Consider the following 14435-nt stretch of genomic DNA (forward strand, 5'->3'; position numbering starts at 1 on the left):
CCTCGTGCGCCGCGGCAACTATTCCGTTGCTTCGAGTTGCTAACGAATCCTTGACCTTCTCTTGGGGAGCGACCGGGCAGGGGCCGGGTCGGCGACCGGGCCGGGTCCCAGGGCCTAGGACCGGCCGGGGACCAAATACCGATGCAAGGGGCACCTTCGCGTTGAGACCATGGCACCCATGCTCGAAGCCACCGGCACCACCGCCACCGCCCGGATATCCCCCCGCCGTACCCCGCCCACCTGGCTCGTCGTGGCGCTCGCCTGCGCCGGACAGTTCCTGGTCGTGCTCGACGTCTCCGTCGTCAACGTCGCCCTGCCGTCGATGCGGGCCGACCTCGGACTGACCCCGCAGGGCCTGCAGTGGGTGGTCAACGCCTACGCCATCGGCTTCGCCGGGTTCCTGCTGCTCGGCGGACGGGCCGGCGACCTGTACGGGCGCAAGCGGATGTTCCTGGTCGGGCTCGGTCTCTTCACGCTGGCCTCGCTCGGCGGCGGCCTCGCCCAGGAGGGCTGGCAGCTGCTGGTCGCACGGGCCGTGCAGGGGCTGGGGGCGGCGGTGCTGGCGCCGTCGACACTGACGATCCTGACCGCGGCGGTGCCGGAGGGAGCGGCCCGGGCCCGGGCGATCGCGACCTGGACCGCGGTGGGTGCGGGCGGCGGCGCCGCGGGCGGACTGGTGGGCGGCATCCTCGTGGACGGGCTGTCCTGGCGGTGGGTGCTGCTGATCAACGTGCCGGTGGGCGCGGTGGTGCTGGCCGGCGCCGTCCTGTGGCTGACCGAGAGCCGGGCCGGCGAGCGGCGGCGCCTGGACCTGCCGGGCGCGCTCCTGGTGACCGCCGGACTGGCCACGCTGGCCTACGGCATCTCCCAGACCGAGTCCGAGGGCTGGACGGCGGTGGCGACCCTGGTGCCGCTGCTGGCCGGGCTCGCGCTGCTGGGGCTGTTCCTGCTCGTCGAGGCGCGCACCGCGACCCCGCTGATGCCGCTGGGGCTGCTGCGGCTGAGGTCGGTGGCGTCGGCGAACGCGGCGATGCTGGTGTCCGGCTCGTCGATGTTCGCGATGTGGTTCTTCATGACGCTGTACGCGCAGAACGTGCTGGGCTACTCCCCGCTGGAGGCCGGTCTCGCCCTCGTACCCAGCTCCCTCGCGGTGGTCCTCGGCTCGAAGGCGGCACCGCGCTTCATGCCGGTGATCGGCGCCCGGAACGTGGCCGTGCTGGGCACGCTGGTGGCGGCGGTCGGCTTCGGCTGGCAGTCGACGATGACCGCCGACGGGGCGTACGTGACCGCGATCATGATCCCCGGGGTGCTGATGATGCTGGGCGCGGGGCTGGCGGCGACTCCGCTGGCGTCCCTGGCCGTCTCCGGGGCCGCCGCGGAGGACGCCGGACTGGTCTCCGGGCTGATCAACACCTCCCGGACGATGGGCGGTTCGCTGGGCCTCGCCGTGATGTCGACCATCGCGGCGTCCCGGGCCGGGGGAGAGCACGCGGGGCCCGTGGCGCTGACGGAGGGGTACGCGCTGGTGTTCCGCACGGCAACCGCGGTGCTGGTCGCCGGCGCGGTCCTGATGCGGGTGTGGCTGCCGGCGGCGAAACCGCGCGAGGAGCGGGCGCCGCGGGCGTAGGGCCGCGCCCGGGGGTGCCGGTCCCAAGGGTGCCGGTCCTGCACGGCCGGCGTCCCGTACCGTCGTGCCCGCCGTGCGTCGGCCGTGCGTCGGCCGTGCGGGTCCGCCGTACGGCCTTCGTGCGGGTCCGCCGTACGTCCGCCGTGCGTGTCCGTCGTACGTCCGCCGTACCCCAGGTGACAGGAGAGCCGGAGCCATGCCCATCGACGCAGCCCGGGCGCTCGCCGCCGCACCCCGCGTCCGCGAGATCGCCTGGGACCACAGGGACGTCATCCTCTACCACCTCGGCATCGGTGCCGGCCGTCCCGCGACCGACCCCCGCGAGCTGCGCTACACCCTGGAGTCCCGGCTGCACGTCCTGCCGAGCTTCGCGACGGTCGCGGGCGGGGGAGAGCCGGGGGTCGTCGGCGGGCTCTCCACCCCCGGTGTCGACGTCGACCTCGCCCGGGTCCTGCACGGCGGGCAGTACCTGCGCCTGCACCGGGCCGTACCGGTGCGGGGCCGGGCGAGCGCGGCCTCACGCCTCGTCGCCGCGTACGACAAGGGCGCGGCGGCCGTCCTCGTCCTGCGCACCGACGTCACCGACGACGACGGGCCGTTGTGGACCGACGAGGCCGAGATCTTCGTCCGCGGGGAAGGGGGGTGGGGCGGTGCGCGGGGACCGTCCGGGCGCCCGGCGCCGCCGCCCGCCGAGCCCCCGGACCACGTGGCCGAGGTGCCCGTACGCGAGGACCAGGCGCTGCTCCACCGGCTCTCCGGCGACTTCAACCCCCTGCACGCCGACCCGGAGTTCGCCGCGCGCGCCGGTTTCGACCGGCCCGTCCTGCACGGCCTGTGCACCTACGGCTCCACGCTCAAGTCGGTCGTCGACGCGCTGCTGGACGGAGACGTGCGACGGGTGCGCGCGTACCGCACGCGCTTCGCCGGGGTCGCCTACCCGGGCGAGACGCTGAGGGTGCGGATGTGGAGGTCCGCGGACCGGGACGGCGAGGGCGCGGTGCGGGTGGCCGTGAGCGCCGTGGGGCGGGGCGACGCCCCCGTCCTGGCCGACACCGTCGTCCGGTACGCCTGACGGCGACGGCGACGGCGACGGCGACGGCGACGGCGACCGGCGACCGGCGACTTGCGACGGCGACCGGCGACGGCCACGGCCCCGCCCGTCGGATGCGACGAGCGGGGCCGTGGCCGTCCCGCGTGCTTCTTCTCCATGCCGTCAGGCGGCCGTCCCGGACTCCTCGGCCGGCTTGCGGTGGCGGCCCTGCGGGACCGTCCCGCCGTCCTGGCCGGCGACGGCTCCCCGGTGCCGGCCGTGGCCGGTCCAGGTCTGGTCACGGTCGGCGCCGTCGGCCTGTACGGGCTGGGTCGTGCTGGCGTCGTTCATCGGAAGGAATTCACCCCGTCAACATGATCTTCTCTACAGCCGGGCGAGTGTAACCGGCACACCTCGGCCCGAATCCAGGCGGCCGTGCCGACCGGGACTACTTCGTTACAAGCCGTGCCAGCGGAGCCTGTTGCAGCGGCACGGGACGCGGCGGAGCGGGGGCCGGGGCGGCCGAAGTGTCCGGCTCGTCCGCTTCACCGGGCTCTCCCGGGACGGCCGGTCCGCCCGGAGAGCGCGGAGCCGGTCCCTCCACGTCCCCGGCCTCCCCGCCCCCCGCGTCCGGCGCCGCCAGCCGGGCCACCGCGCACGGCGACGACGGGGTGGCGCACGGCAGCCGCAGCTCCCCGTCCGCGGTCCACAGCCCGGCCCCCGCCAGCCACCCCTCGGGTGCCGGAAGGTGCCGCACCTCCCGCTCGGCGGGCCGCCACACCGCCACCCAGCTCCCGAACGCGCCGTCCACGCGCAGCGCCACCGCGCAGCGTTCCGGCGTCAGCGCCTGACCCGGCTGGATCGCGAACGGCGTCACGACGCAGTCCGTCAGCCGCAGGCACTCCGGGAAGCGCACCGGCAGCGTGCTGCCCAGCACGCCCCAGCCGAGCCGCCCCCGGCCCGGGGAGGGCGCGTCGGAGCGGATCAGCACCAGGCCGCTGTATGGGTCGGCCAGCAGTATCCGGTCGTCGCTGTCCGCGGCGATCTGCAACAGCGGCGACACCTCGCCGTCCCGCTCCAGGTCCACCACGACCGCCTTGGTCCGGCCCCCGGTCTCCCGGTCCACGGCCAGTATCCGGCCCGTGCGGTCCAGCCAGGCCCCGCCCGAGCAGCGGCCGGGGACCTCCGCGACCCGCTCGGGTCCGAAGGCGCCGCCCGCGACCTGCCACAGCACCGTCGCACGCGGGCCGACCGCCAGGGCGTACGCCCGCTCGCCGCCCGGGGCCGGCGGCAGCAGCCGCAGGCGGGTGGTGTCCGCGGGGCACTCGACCGCGCCGAGCGGCAGCTCACCCGTGCCGGGCCCGGTCGGGTAGAGGAGGGAGAAGAGGTGCCGCCCCGCCGCCCTGCGGTGGACCAGGACCCGTCCGTCGCCCATCGGCTGCACCTCGGTACCCGGCTCCTCCGGCTGGTTGCCGGGCAGCGGCACCGCGTACGGCTCGGGGCCGTCGAGGGTCCAGCGCTCCGGGTACCAGGAGTCCCCGCGCCGGGCGAGGCGCGCGGCGTAGGCGCCCTCCGCGGCGATGGTGCAGCCCGCCCGGGGCGGACCGTCGCTCCCGGGCTCCGCCGACGGCTCGATAGCACAGGCTGTCATCGTTCGGTCACCTCCGGCGACGAAGGTAGTTATCGCACGCACGGGCGGGGCACCGGCACCCGTCCCCGTCACACAAACGTGTGGCACAGGAACGATTCGCCTGAGGGGTGGACGGGTGGTGTGCTGCGGCGGACCGGGCCGGCCGCGGGGGCACGCTGCGGGTACGACGGCGCAGAACGGCCAGGTAGCCTTGCGTGCGTGCCCCGTCTGTCAGAAGTCATCGCCGCGCTGGAGAACCTGTGGCCCGCCGAGCGGGCCGAGTCCTGGGACGCGGTCGGCACCGTCGTGGGCGACCCCGACCAGGAGGTCTCCCGGGTCCTGTTCGCCGTCGACCCGGTCCAGGAGACCGTGGACGAGGCGGTGACGCTGGGCGCCGACCTCCTCGTCACCCACCATCCGCTGTACCTGCGGGGGACGACGACGGTGGCGGCCTCCACCTCCAAGGGCCGCGTGGTGCACACGCTCGTCAAGAACGACATCGCCCTGCACGTCGCGCACACCAACGCAGACACCGCCGACCCCGGCGTCTCCGACGCGCTGGCCGGGGCGCTCGGCCTCCGGGTCGTGCGGCCGCTGGTGCCGGACGCCGGCGACCCCCGGGGCCGCCGTGGCCTCGGCCGGGTGTGCGAGCTGGAGCACCCGCTGACCGTCCGCGAGTTCGCCGCCCGCGCCGCCGAGCGGCTGCCCGCCACCGCGCAGGGCATCCGCGTCGCCGGCGACCCGGAGGCCACCGTCCGCACGGTCGCCGTCAGCGGCGGCTCCGGCGACAGCCTCTTCGCGCACGTGCGGGCGGCCGGCGTCGACGCGTACCTCACCGCCGACCTGCGCCACCACCCCGCGTCCGAGTTCGTCGCGGACCGCGCCCACCGTCCTCTCGCGCTGCTCGACGCGGCGCACTGGGCCACCGAGTGGCCCTGGTGCGAGCTGGGCGCGGCCCAGCTCGACGAGATCTCCGACCGCCATGGCTGGGACCTCAGGGTCCATGTCTCCAAGACGGTCACCGACCCCTGGACCGCCCACGCGGCGTCCACCCCGACCTCCGACGCACTGGGAGCCCCCAACTGAAAGCCGCGCCCGCCGACCAGATCCGACTGCTGGACGTCCAGGCCCTCGACGTCCGTCTCCAGCAGCTCGCGCACAAGCGCAGGTCCCTGCCCGAGCACGCCGAGATCGAGTCGCTGACCAAGGACCACACCCAGCTGCGCGACCTGCTCGTCGCCGCGCAGACCGAGGAGAGCGACTGCTCCCGCGAGCAGACCAAGGCCGAGCAGGACGTGGACCAGGTGCGCCAGCGCGCCACCCGCGACCAGCAGCGCCTCGACTCGGGCGCCGTCACCTCCCCGAAGGACCTGGAGAACCTCCAGCGCGAGATCGCCTCCCTCGCCAAGCGCCAGGGCGACCTCGAGGACGTCGTCCTGGAGGTGATGGAGCGCCGCGAGTCCGCGCAGGAGCGGGTCGCCGAGCTGACCGAGCGGGTCGGCGCCGTGCAGGGGAAGATCGACGACGCCACGGCGCGCCGGGACGCGGCCGTCGAGGAGCTGGACGCCGAGGCGGCCTCGGTGACCAAGGAGCGCGAGGTCGTGGCGGGCTCGGTCCCCGAGGACCTGCTGAAGCTCTACGAGAAGCTGCGCGGCCAGCAGGGCGGCGTCGGCGCGGCCAAGCTGTACCAGCGCAGCTGCCAGGGCTGCCGGCAGGAGCTGGCGATCACCGAGCTGAGCGAGATCCGCTCCGCCGCACCCGACACGGTCGTCCGCTGCGAGAACTGCCGCCGCATCCTGGTGCGCACGGCGGACTCCGGGCTGTAAGGGGCCGGTCGGTGGCAGACGCGGCGGCAGGTCCGGCCGCTCCCGCGCGGGAGTTCGTCGTCGAGGCCGACGGCGGTTCGCGGGGGAACCCGGGACCCGCGGGCTACGGCGCGGTGGTGCTGGACGCGGTGACGGGGGAGACCCTCGTGGAGGCCGCCGAGTACCTCGGGGTCGCCACGAACAACGTGGCCGAGTACCGGGGCCTGCTGGCCGGCCTGCGTGCGGCGCGGGAGCTGGACCCGGAGGCGACCGTCCGGGTCCGCATGGACTCCAAGCTCGTCGTCGAGCAGATGTCGGGCCGCTGGAAGATCAAGCACCCCGACATGAAGCCGCTGGCGGCCGAGGCGGCGCGCGTCTTCCCGCCGGGGCGGGTCACGTACGAGTGGATGCCCCGCGCGCACAACAAGCACGCCGACCGCCTGGCCAACGAGGCGATGGACGCGGGAGCCCGGGGCGAGCGGTGGTCGCCGTCCGCGTCGACGGCGGACCTGGACGCGGGCGACGCCCGCGCGGCGGCCGCCGCCGAGGCACCGGCCGCCGCCGAGGCACCGGCCGTCGACGACGCTCCGGGTGCCCACGCCCCGGCCGCGTCCGGAACCGCGGCACCGACCGCCACCGCGGCCGCCTCCGCGCCGGACACTTCCGTGTCGCACACCTCCGCGCCGGGCGCCTCCGTGTCGGACGCCGCCGCGCCCGCCGCTTCCGTCTCGGCCGCTTCCGTGTCGACCGCCTCCGCGCCGGACACCTCCGCATCCGCCGACGTACGGGCCGCGAAGACCGTGGCCTCCCCCGGCTGGGGTCCCCTCGACATGGGCGCCCCCGCCACCTTCGTCCTGCTCCGGCACGGGGAGACGCCCCTGACGCCGCAGAAGCGGTTCTCGGGGAGCGGCGGCAGCGACCCGTCCCTGTCGGCCGTCGGCCGGGAGCAGGCCGAGAGGGTCGCCGCGAGCCTCGCCCGGCGCGGCACGGTCCAGGCGGTCGTCGCCTCGCCCCTCGCCCGCACCAGGGAGACCGCCCGGATCGTCGCCGCCCGCCTCGGTCTGGAGGTCACGGTCGAGGAGGGTCTGCGGGAGACCGACTTCGGCGCCTGGGAGGGGCTCACCTTCGGCGAGGTCCGCGAGCGGTACCCCGACGACCTGAACGCGTGGCTGTCCTCCCCGGACGCGGAGCCGACCGGCGGCGGCGAGAGCTTCGCGGCGACCGGCGCCCGGGTCGCCGCCACCCGCGACAAGCTCGTCGCGGCGTACGGGGGCCGCACGGTCCTGCTGGTGTCCCACGTGACGCCGATCAAGACGTTCGTACGGCTGGCCCTGGGTGCTCCGCCCGAGTCGCTGTTCCGCATGGAACTGTCGGCGGCGTCCCTGTCGGCGGTGGCGTACTACGCGGACGGCGGCGCGAGCCTCCGCCTGTTCAACGACACGTCCCACCTGCGCTGAGCGCCACCGCCTCGCGGGCGAGCCGCTCCACCCGCGCCCAGTCCCGGTCGGCCACCGCGTCCTTGGGAAGCATCCAGCTCCCGCCCACGCAACCGACGTTGGGCAGGGCGAGGTACTCAGGTGCGGAGTCCGGCCCGATGCCGCCGGTCGGGCAGAAGCGGGCCTGCGGCAGCGGCGCGGCCAGCGCCTTGAGGTAGGCGGTGCCGCCTGCGGCCTCGGCCGGGAAGAACTTCATCTCCCGCACCCCGCGCTCCAGCAGCGCCACCACCTCGGACGTGGTCGACACCCCCGGCAGGAAGGGCACCCCGGACCCCCGCATCGCGTCCAGCAGCGTGTCCGTCCACCCCGGGCTGACCAGGAACCGGGCCCCGGCGGCCACCACCTCGCCGACCTGCTCCGGCGTGACGAGCGTGCCCGCGCCGACCACCGCGCCCGGCACCTCGGCGGCGATCGCGCGGATCGCGTCGACGGCGACCGGCGTCCGCAGCGTGACCTCGATCGCGGGCAGCCCGCCGGCGACCAGCGCACGGGCGAGCGGCACGGCGTCCGCGAGGTCGTCGACGACCACGACGGGCACGACGGGGGCGAGGTCCAGTACCGAGACGGCGGGGGAGGAGGGCAGCGGTGAGCTCATGCCCACATGGTGCCGCCGTGGAGCAATCTGCGCAACGAGCGTTGCGACATGCGCAACGACAGCGTGATGCGGTTCAGTGGATCTCCGCCACCAGCACGTCCAGCGACCACGGCTTCCCCGCCTTCGCGGGTGCCTCGGCCTCCACCTCGTACCCGAGGTCCCGCAGCGCCTCGACCAGCTCGGCGGGCCCCTCGGGCGCGATCCCGGCCGCCAGCAGACTCCGGACGATCCGCCCCTTGGTCGCCTTGTTGAAGTGGCTGACCACCTTGCGGGTCGGCGCGTGCAGTACCCGCACGGTCGCCGTCCGCCCGGCGACCTCGCCCGCCGGCCTCCAGGCCGCCGCGTACGCCGACGACCGCAGGTCCAGCACCAGCCCGCCCCCTGCGGCCTCGGGCAGCACCTCGGCCATCGGCGCCCGCCAGAAGGCACCCAGGGCCCCGAGCGCGGGCAGCTTCACCCCCATCGAGCAACGGTAGGAAGGGATACGGTCGGTCACCCGCACCGCGCCCCACAGCCCCGAGAAGACCAGCAGCGACCGCGCCGCGCGCCGCTTGGCGGCGGTATCGAGCGAGGCCAGGTCCAGGGCGTCGTACAGCACCCCGGTGTAGATCTCCCCCGCCGGACGCGCGCCGGCCGTCCGCAGCTCCGCGTTCTTGGCGACCTCGCCGCGCAGGCCCTCGCTCAGTCCGAGCACCTCGCGCGCCTTCTCCTCGTCACCGGCGCACAGGTCGACCAGCTCACCGAGGACGGTCTCCCGGGCGGGGGCCAGCCCCGGCAGGGACAGCGACTCCGGCTTCAACGGCGCACCGCGGCCGGAAGCGGCCTTCCCCTCGGACGGCGGCAGCAGGACAAGCACGCGTACTCCTTCGGATCGAGCTGTCGGGCCCCCGCTCAGGGTACGGCGTACCCCTCACGTGCCTGGTCGACGGCCCGGACGAGCGCCGCGGGGTCGTCGGCGTGGCAGCGCACGACCCGCACCTCGCGCCGCCGCCCGAGGAAGCCGACGTGCACGACGGGCTCGGTCAGCTCGACGGTGACGGAGGTCTGGAGGCCCACGGCGAGGTTCAGCTCCCCGTCCGCCGGCTGGTGCGCCGCCCGCAGCTCCCGCCGCACGGACGCGATCCGCTCCAGCGGTATCCGCACGTCGACGTGGACGGCACGGCGGACTCGTAGCGTGCCGCCGACGGGATCCAGGACGTGCGGCCGGACCACGGACGCGGCGTGCAGCCCGACCACGAACACGACGGTGTACACGTCCAGGACCAGCACCACGTGGTGCACGGTGGGCCAGTCGCGCAGCAGCAAGGACATCATCACGGACTCGACGACGCACACGAACGCGATGCCCCACATCATCGGACCCTGCCCCCGCGTGTGCCCGAAGACCGGGAGGCCCTCCGCCGCCCCGTGGGTCCGCCGGGCCGCCCACAGCCACAGACTCGCCAGCAGGCGCAGCTCGTGCCGCACGAGGAGCCACGGCACCGTCGCCAGGGACCGGCCCCTCACGGCTGCCGCCCCCGTCCGCGCGCGACGGCGGCCAGGGCCAGCCGGATCGCCTCGGCCTGTCCCGGCGCGAAGTCGGCGTACAGCGCGCGCAGCATGCTGTGCCCGGAGTCCAGGTCGACGCCTTCCTCGGGCAGCAGCTCCGCGGGCAGGCAGCCGGCGAGCGTCTCGGCCGCCTCCGCGACGCGCGGGTCGTCGGCTTCCGCGTCGGCCAGCTCGTCGAGCAGCGCGTACGCGTGATGGGCGCGCGCCACCGCCTCCGGCGACCCCAGGGCGCCCCGCAGCGTGGCCAGCAGCCCCTCCCGGTCCTCCGGCGCCATCGTGCTCTCCAGCAGCGCCAGCATCTCCCGGTCCCGTACGGCCATGGGGGAGCCCGAGACGTCCCCCATGCCCGCGAACAACCCGGCCAGCTCCGGCGAGACCGGCCCCTCGGGCGGCATCCCGCCCTCCGCCTCCAGCAACGCCCGCAGCCGCGCCCGGCGCTCCCGGATCGCCGCCTCCTGCCGGGCCAGGTCCGCGTCCAGCTCCGCCAGCACCTCGGTGAGATCCTTCCCGGCCTCGTCCGCGAGCACGTCCCGCACCTCCGTCAGTCCGAGCCCCAGCTCGGTCAGCCGCCTGATCCGGGCCAGCACGACGACGTGCCGCAGGGTGTACGTCCGGTAGCCGTTGGCCAGCCGCTCCGGCTCGGGCAGCAGGCTCTGGTGGTGGTAGTGCCGCACGGTCCGCGTGGTGACGCCGACGGCGTCGGCGAGTTCTCCGATCCGCATGGGCCCAGTAGAAACGTTGACGCTGCGACAGGGTCAAGCGGCGGGGCTCCGGCTCCGGACGGAGGCCGTGCTCGTGTGCCACGATCGAGGGAACGGTTCCCGATCTCGGACAGGTGATCAGCCGATGTCCCAGTCTGGCGAGCGACCGAAGGAGGGGCGTGACATGACGGCCATGGCCCACGAGCCGCTGACGCAGGCGGAGGTCCTCCTGGAGGGCTTCCTCGCCCTGGACACGCCGGAAGGCTTCCGGGCCGAGCTGATCGAGGGGGAGATCGTTGTGACGCCGCCGCCGGACGGGGATCACGAGGACTGCATCGGGTTGATCGTGAACCAGGTGATCCGGAAGTCCCGGACGGACATGCAGTTCTCCGGCAACAAGGGCCTGAAGCTGAGGAGCGGAGGCGCCTGCCCGAAGGACCACGCGATCCCGGACGGCACCTTCGCCCCGACCGACCTGCGGCTCTACCGCGGTGCCGACCCCTGGATGCCGTGCGAAGGCGTCGCCCTGGTCCTGGAGGGGACCTCCATCAGGCCGCGGGCCGACCGCGAGGCCAAGCGCCGCTGCTACGCCCGGGGAGGCATCCCCCTCTACCTCCTCGTCGACCGCGAAGCCTCCTCGATCACGCTGTTCGGCGACCCGGAGCAGGACGACTACCGCGAGCACCGCACCCGCCCGCTCGGCAAGCCGCTCGCCCTCCCCGCCCCCTTCGACTTCGACCTGGACACCGCCGACTTCCTCTGATCCCGCCGGGCCGCGGCGCCCGACGGGCGAGGGCGTGGCGCACGCCCGGTACCATGGTCGACACGGCAGACGAGCCGGGCGGACGGCCGCGTGAAGACCCTTGACGGGACTTCCCGAGGAACGTCCGGGCTCCACAGGGCAGGGTGATGGCTAACGGCCACCCGGGGTGACCCGCGGGACAGTGCCACAGAAAACAGACCGCCCGGGACTCCGGTCCCGGGTAAGGGTGAAACGGTGGTGTAAGAGACCACCAGTGCCCAGGGCGACCTGGGCAGCTAGGTAAACCCCACCCGGAGCAAGGTCAAGAAGGAAGCACCCCGGTGCTTCTGCGCGGACGTTCGAGGGCTGCCCGCCCGAGTCCGCGGGTAGACCGCTCGAGGCCGGCGGCAACGCCGGTCCTAGATGGATGGCCGTCGCCGGCGGGCCCGCGAGGACCCGCCGGAACAGAACCCGGCGTACAGCCCGACTCGTCTGCCCCCCACCTCCCGGGTGCCTGGAAGGCCCCGTCCCGGCCGCTGCGGCCGCGCATCTCCGTTCCGCCGTCTCCATGAGTGCGCTTCGCTTCTGTTCGAAACTTTCGGTGCGTGTGGTTGAGCTTTCCGATCAGCTGATCCGGCCGCTGCTCATGAGGGTCCCTGTGGCGGTGATTCAGTGCGTATGAGCTGGGGCTCGATCCTCAGACCCGTACCGAGATCGAGGGCGAAGGTTTCGAAACATCTACCGAAACTGTTGACGGTCGACGTGTACAGGCCAACACTGGCGCCGATGTCGAACCCCCACGGGAGAGGAAGCACCGTCATGCACGTGCTCGTCCAACCGGGGCGCCGCCGCTCAGGCGCCTTCGTGACGCTCCTCGTCAGAAGTGCCTGGGCCGTCGCCCTGGCCGCCCTGGCCGCGATGATGCTGCCGGGCACCGCCCACGCCGGGACGGTCGTCACGACCAACCAGGAGGGCACCAACAACGGCTACTACTACTCGTTCTGGACCGACAGCCAGGGCACCGTCTCCATGGACATGGGGTCGGGCGGCCAGTACAGCACCTCCTGGCGCAACACCGGCAACTTCGTCGCCGGCAAGGGCTGGAGCAACGGCGGACGCCGGACCGTGCAGTACTCGGGCACCTTCAACCCGTCCGGCAACGCGTACCTGACGCTCTACGGGTGGACGGCGAACCCGCTCGTCGAGTACTACATCGTCGACAACTGGGGCACCTACCGGCCCACGGGCGAGTTCAAGGGCACCGTGACCACCGACGGGGGCACCTACGACATCTACAAGACCACCCGCTACAACGCGCCCTCCGTCGAGGGCACCCGCACCTTCGACCAGTACTGGAGCGTGCGGCAGTCCAAGCGGACCGGCGGCACCATCACCACCGGCAACCACTTCGACGCCTGGTCGCGGGCCGGGATGCCGCTGGGCAGCTTCAACTACTACATGATCATGGCCACCGAGGGCTACCAGAGCAGCGGCAGCTCCAACATCACGGTCGGGGGCACCGGTGGCGGTGGCGGTGGCGGTGGCGGTGGCGGCGGTGGTGGCGGTGGCTGCACCGCGACCCTGTCCGCCGGGCAGAAGTGGGACGACCGGTACAACCTCAACGTCTCCGTCAGCGGGGCCAGCAACTGGACCGTGACGATGAACGTGCCGTCCCCGGCGAAGGTCCTCTCCACCTGGAACACCAGCGCCAGTTACCCGAGCGCCCAGACCCTGACCGCCAAGTCCAACGGCAGCGGCAACAACTGGGGCGCCACCATCCAGGCCAACGGCAACTGGACCTGGCCGTCCGTCTCCTGTGCCGCGGGCTGACCCCCGGGGACGAGGAGAGAAGAGAGGAGGACCCCTTCCCATGCGCAGCAGACCCCGCCCCTCATGGCGCTCCCTGGTCACCGCGGTGTCCGTCACCGCCCTGGCCGTCGCGGGCACCGCCGCCGCCGACGCGGCCCCGACGCGGGCCGCCGCCTGCAACGGCTACGTCGGGCTCACCTTCGACGACGGCCCCTCCGGCACCACCCGGGCCCTGCTCGACGCGCTCCGGCAGAACGGCCTGCGGGCCACCATGTTCAACCAGGGCCAGTACGCGGCCCAGAACCCGGCCCTGGTCCGGGCCCAGGTCGACGCCGGCATGTGGGTCGCCAACCACAGCTACACCCACCCGCACATGACCCAGCTGAGTCAGGCCCAGATGGACTCCGAGATCTCCCGGACGCAAGCGGCCATCGCCGACGCGGGCGGTGGCACGCCGAAGCTGTTCCGCCCGCCGTACGGCGAGACCAACGCCACGCTGCGGGCGGTCGAGGCCAGGTACGGGCTGACCGAGGTGATCTGGGACGTCGACACGCAGGACTGGAACAACGCGAGCACCGACGCGATCGTGCAGGCCGTCTCACGGCTGGGCAACGGCCAGGTCGTCCTCATGCACGACTGGCCCGCCAACACGCTCGCGGCGATCCCGCGCATCGCGCAGACCCTGGCCGCCAAGGGCCTGTGCGCCGGCATGATCTCGCCGCAGACCGGACGGGCCGTCGCCCCCGACGGCAGCGGCGGTGGCGGTGGTGGCGGGGGTGGTGGTACGTGCACCGCGACCCTGTCCGCCGGGCAGCGGTGGGGGGACCGGTACAACCTCAACGTGTCCGTCAGCGGGAGCAGCAGCGCCTGGACGGTGACGATGAACGTGCCGTCCCCGGCGAAGGTCCTGTCCACCTGGAACGTCAACGCCGGTTACCCGAGCGCCCAGGTGCTGACCGCCAAGTCCAACGGCAGCGGCAACAACTGGGGCGCCACCATCCAGGCCAACGGCAACTGGACCTGGCCGTCGGTCTCCTGCGCCGCGGGCTGACCGGCACTACGCCCGGTGTCCGGGCCCGGGGCGCTCCCGGGCCCGGCACCTCATCCGTCCGACGGCAGCGACCGCCCCGCCACCCGCTCCAGGTGGTGCCCGAACACCTCCCGGGCGCGGGGCGTCAGGGTCCGCAGCGCCACCAGGGCCGTGATCACGACGTCGCACAGCTCCGCCTCGACGTCGTCCCACGTGTGGGTGACGCCCTTGCGCGGGTTCTGGCCGGTCGCGCCGATCACCGCCTCGGACACCTCGCCCACCTCCTCGGACAGCTTCAGCATGCGCAGCAGCAGGCCCTCCCGGCCGGCGACGGGCTGGTCCGCCTCCAGCCACTGCCAGAGGGCGTCGACGGTGTCCCAGAGGTCGGCGGGGATGCCGCCGCGATCGTCACTCATGCGGGG

15 protein-coding genes and 1 other RNA gene are annotated in these 14435 nt (G+C 74.0%); 9 read left to right on the top strand and 7 right to left on the bottom strand.

Annotation, left to right across the window (positions count from 1 at the left end):
* Window positions 1-178 precede the first annotated feature (178 nt).
* Both AC07FV_RS03215 and AC07FV_RS03220 read left to right on the top strand, forming a co-directional pair.
* Window positions 179-1627: an MFS transporter gene (locus AC07FV_RS03215; RefSeq protein ID WP_479084259.1), complete on the top strand. Its 1449-nt coding sequence runs from the start codon at window positions 179-181 to the stop codon at window positions 1625-1627.
* A gap of 196 nt (window positions 1628-1823) precedes the next feature.
* Window positions 1824-2699: a MaoC/PaaZ C-terminal domain-containing protein gene (locus AC07FV_RS03220; RefSeq protein WP_479084261.1), complete on the top strand. Its 876-nt coding sequence runs from the start codon at window positions 1824-1826 to the stop codon at window positions 2697-2699.
* Between the two features lie 141 nt (window positions 2700-2840).
* Here the strand turns inward: AC07FV_RS03220 and AC07FV_RS03225 are convergent, their stop codons facing one another.
* Window positions 2841-3008, bottom strand: a complete 168-nt coding sequence (locus tag AC07FV_RS03225; RefSeq protein ID WP_479084262.1) for a hypothetical protein — start codon at window positions 3006-3008, stop codon at window positions 2841-2843.
* Window positions 3009-3105: 97 nt separating this feature from the next.
* Window positions 3106-4308, bottom strand: coding sequence for a hypothetical protein (locus AC07FV_RS03230; RefSeq protein ID WP_479084263.1), 1203 nt, complete (start codon window positions 4306-4308; stop codon window positions 3106-3108).
* A gap of 198 nt (window positions 4309-4506) precedes the next feature.
* Here AC07FV_RS03230 and AC07FV_RS03235 point away from each other — a divergent pair, with 198 nt between their 5' ends.
* From AC07FV_RS03235 to AC07FV_RS03245, 3 genes are read left to right on the top strand one after another with little or no spacing between them, the layout of a single operon-like run.
* Window positions 4507-5373, top strand: a complete 867-nt coding sequence (locus AC07FV_RS03235; RefSeq protein WP_479084265.1) for a Nif3-like dinuclear metal center hexameric protein — start codon at window positions 4507-4509, stop codon at window positions 5371-5373.
* Window positions 5370-6113, top strand: a complete 744-nt coding sequence (locus AC07FV_RS03240) for a zinc ribbon domain-containing protein (RefSeq protein ID WP_479084878.1) — start codon at window positions 5370-5372, stop codon at window positions 6111-6113. The genes AC07FV_RS03235 and AC07FV_RS03240 overlap by 4 nt, the downstream gene beginning before the upstream one ends.
* 11 nt (window positions 6114-6124) lie before the next feature.
* Complete coding sequence (locus AC07FV_RS03245) at window positions 6125-7549, top strand: bifunctional RNase H/acid phosphatase (RefSeq protein ID WP_479084266.1); 1425 nt, start codon at window positions 6125-6127, stop codon at window positions 7547-7549.
* Here AC07FV_RS03245 and eda read toward each other — a convergent pair.
* The 4 genes from eda to AC07FV_RS03265 all read right to left on the bottom strand — a co-directional run bounded on the left by eda (window position 7524) and on the right by AC07FV_RS03265 (window position 10453).
* Window positions 7524-8183 (bottom strand): bifunctional 4-hydroxy-2-oxoglutarate aldolase/2-dehydro-3-deoxy-phosphogluconate aldolase, encoded by a 660-nt coding sequence (gene eda / locus AC07FV_RS03250; protein WP_479084267.1) that lies wholly within the window; start codon window positions 8181-8183, stop codon window positions 7524-7526. The two genes, AC07FV_RS03245 and eda, sit on opposite strands and share 26 nt — an antisense overlap.
* A gap of 73 nt (window positions 8184-8256) precedes the next feature.
* On the bottom strand, window positions 8257-9039 hold the full coding sequence (gene yaaA / locus AC07FV_RS03255; protein ID WP_479084268.1) for a peroxide stress protein YaaA: 783 nt from the start codon (window positions 9037-9039) through the stop codon (window positions 8257-8259).
* A gap of 35 nt (window positions 9040-9074) precedes the next feature.
* Window positions 9075-9689, bottom strand: coding sequence for a hypothetical protein (locus AC07FV_RS03260; protein ID WP_479084269.1), 615 nt, complete (start codon window positions 9687-9689; stop codon window positions 9075-9077).
* A complete protein-coding gene (locus AC07FV_RS03265; protein WP_479084271.1) occupies window positions 9686-10453 on the bottom strand; it encodes a MerR family transcriptional regulator in 768 nt (255 codons plus the stop codon). Before AC07FV_RS03265 ends, AC07FV_RS03260 begins: the two co-directional genes overlap by 4 nt.
* A gap of 163 nt (window positions 10454-10616) precedes the next feature.
* Between AC07FV_RS03265 and AC07FV_RS03270 the strand changes: the two genes are divergently transcribed.
* The 4 genes from AC07FV_RS03270 (at window position 10617) to AC07FV_RS03285 (ending at window position 14034) form a co-directional block, all read left to right on the top strand.
* Window positions 10617-11195 carry a Uma2 family endonuclease gene (locus AC07FV_RS03270; protein ID WP_479084272.1) on the top strand — a complete coding sequence of 193 codons (579 nt, stop codon included), beginning with the start codon at window positions 10617-10619 and terminating at the stop codon, window positions 11193-11195.
* Between the two features lie 70 nt (window positions 11196-11265).
* An RNA gene (gene rnpB, locus AC07FV_RS03275) (RNase P RNA component class A) lies at window positions 11266-11669 on the top strand.
* A gap of 324 nt (window positions 11670-11993) precedes the next feature.
* Window positions 11994-13004 carry a glycoside hydrolase family 11 protein gene (locus AC07FV_RS03280; protein ID WP_479084274.1) on the top strand — a complete coding sequence of 337 codons (1011 nt, stop codon included), beginning with the start codon at window positions 11994-11996 and terminating at the stop codon, window positions 13002-13004.
* A gap of 40 nt (window positions 13005-13044) precedes the next feature.
* Complete coding sequence (locus tag AC07FV_RS03285; protein WP_479084275.1) at window positions 13045-14034, top strand: polysaccharide deacetylase family protein; 990 nt, start codon at window positions 13045-13047, stop codon at window positions 14032-14034.
* A gap of 50 nt (window positions 14035-14084) precedes the next feature.
* On the opposite strand, the gene AC07FV_RS03290 is transcribed toward AC07FV_RS03285, so the two are convergent.
* The gene (locus tag AC07FV_RS03290) at window positions 14085-14429 is read right to left on the bottom strand and encodes a MazG-like family protein (protein ID WP_383648457.1); all 345 of its coding nucleotides are present in this window, start codon (window positions 14427-14429) and stop codon (window positions 14085-14087) included.
* Between the last annotated feature and the right edge of the window lie 6 nt (window positions 14430-14435).

Source organism: Streptomyces sp. NPDC045956, from assembly GCF_056430705.1.

Bases quoted from the DNA above. Each gene is read 5' to 3' on its own strand.
- AC07FV_RS03230 (WP_479084263.1), bottom strand. From the start codon at position 4,308: ATGACAGCCTGTGCTATCGAGCCGTCGGCGGAGCCCGGGAGCGACGGT.
- AC07FV_RS03215 (WP_479084259.1), top strand. From the start codon at position 179: ATGCTCGAAGCCACCGGCACCACCGCCACCGCCCGGATATCCCCCCGC.
- AC07FV_RS03225 (WP_479084262.1), bottom strand. From the start codon at position 3,008: ATGAACGACGCCAGCACGACCCAGCCCGTACAGGCCGACGGCGCCGAC.
- AC07FV_RS03220 (WP_479084261.1), top strand. From the start codon at position 1,824: ATGCCCATCGACGCAGCCCGGGCGCTCGCCGCCGCACCCCGCGTCCGC.
- AC07FV_RS03270 (WP_479084272.1), top strand. From the start codon at position 10,617: ATGACGGCCATGGCCCACGAGCCGCTGACGCAGGCGGAGGTCCTCCTG.
- eda (WP_479084267.1), bottom strand. From the start codon at position 8,183: ATGAGCTCACCGCTGCCCTCCTCCCCCGCCGTCTCGGTACTGGACCTC.
- AC07FV_RS03285 (WP_479084275.1), top strand. From the start codon at position 13,045: ATGCGCAGCAGACCCCGCCCCTCATGGCGCTCCCTGGTCACCGCGGTG.
- AC07FV_RS03280 (WP_479084274.1), top strand. From the start codon at position 11,994: ATGCACGTGCTCGTCCAACCGGGGCGCCGCCGCTCAGGCGCCTTCGTG.
- AC07FV_RS03290 (WP_383648457.1), bottom strand. From the start codon at position 14,429: ATGAGTGACGATCGCGGCGGCATCCCCGCCGACCTCTGGGACACCGTC.
- AC07FV_RS03265 (WP_479084271.1), bottom strand. From the start codon at position 10,453: ATGCGGATCGGAGAACTCGCCGACGCCGTCGGCGTCACCACGCGGACC.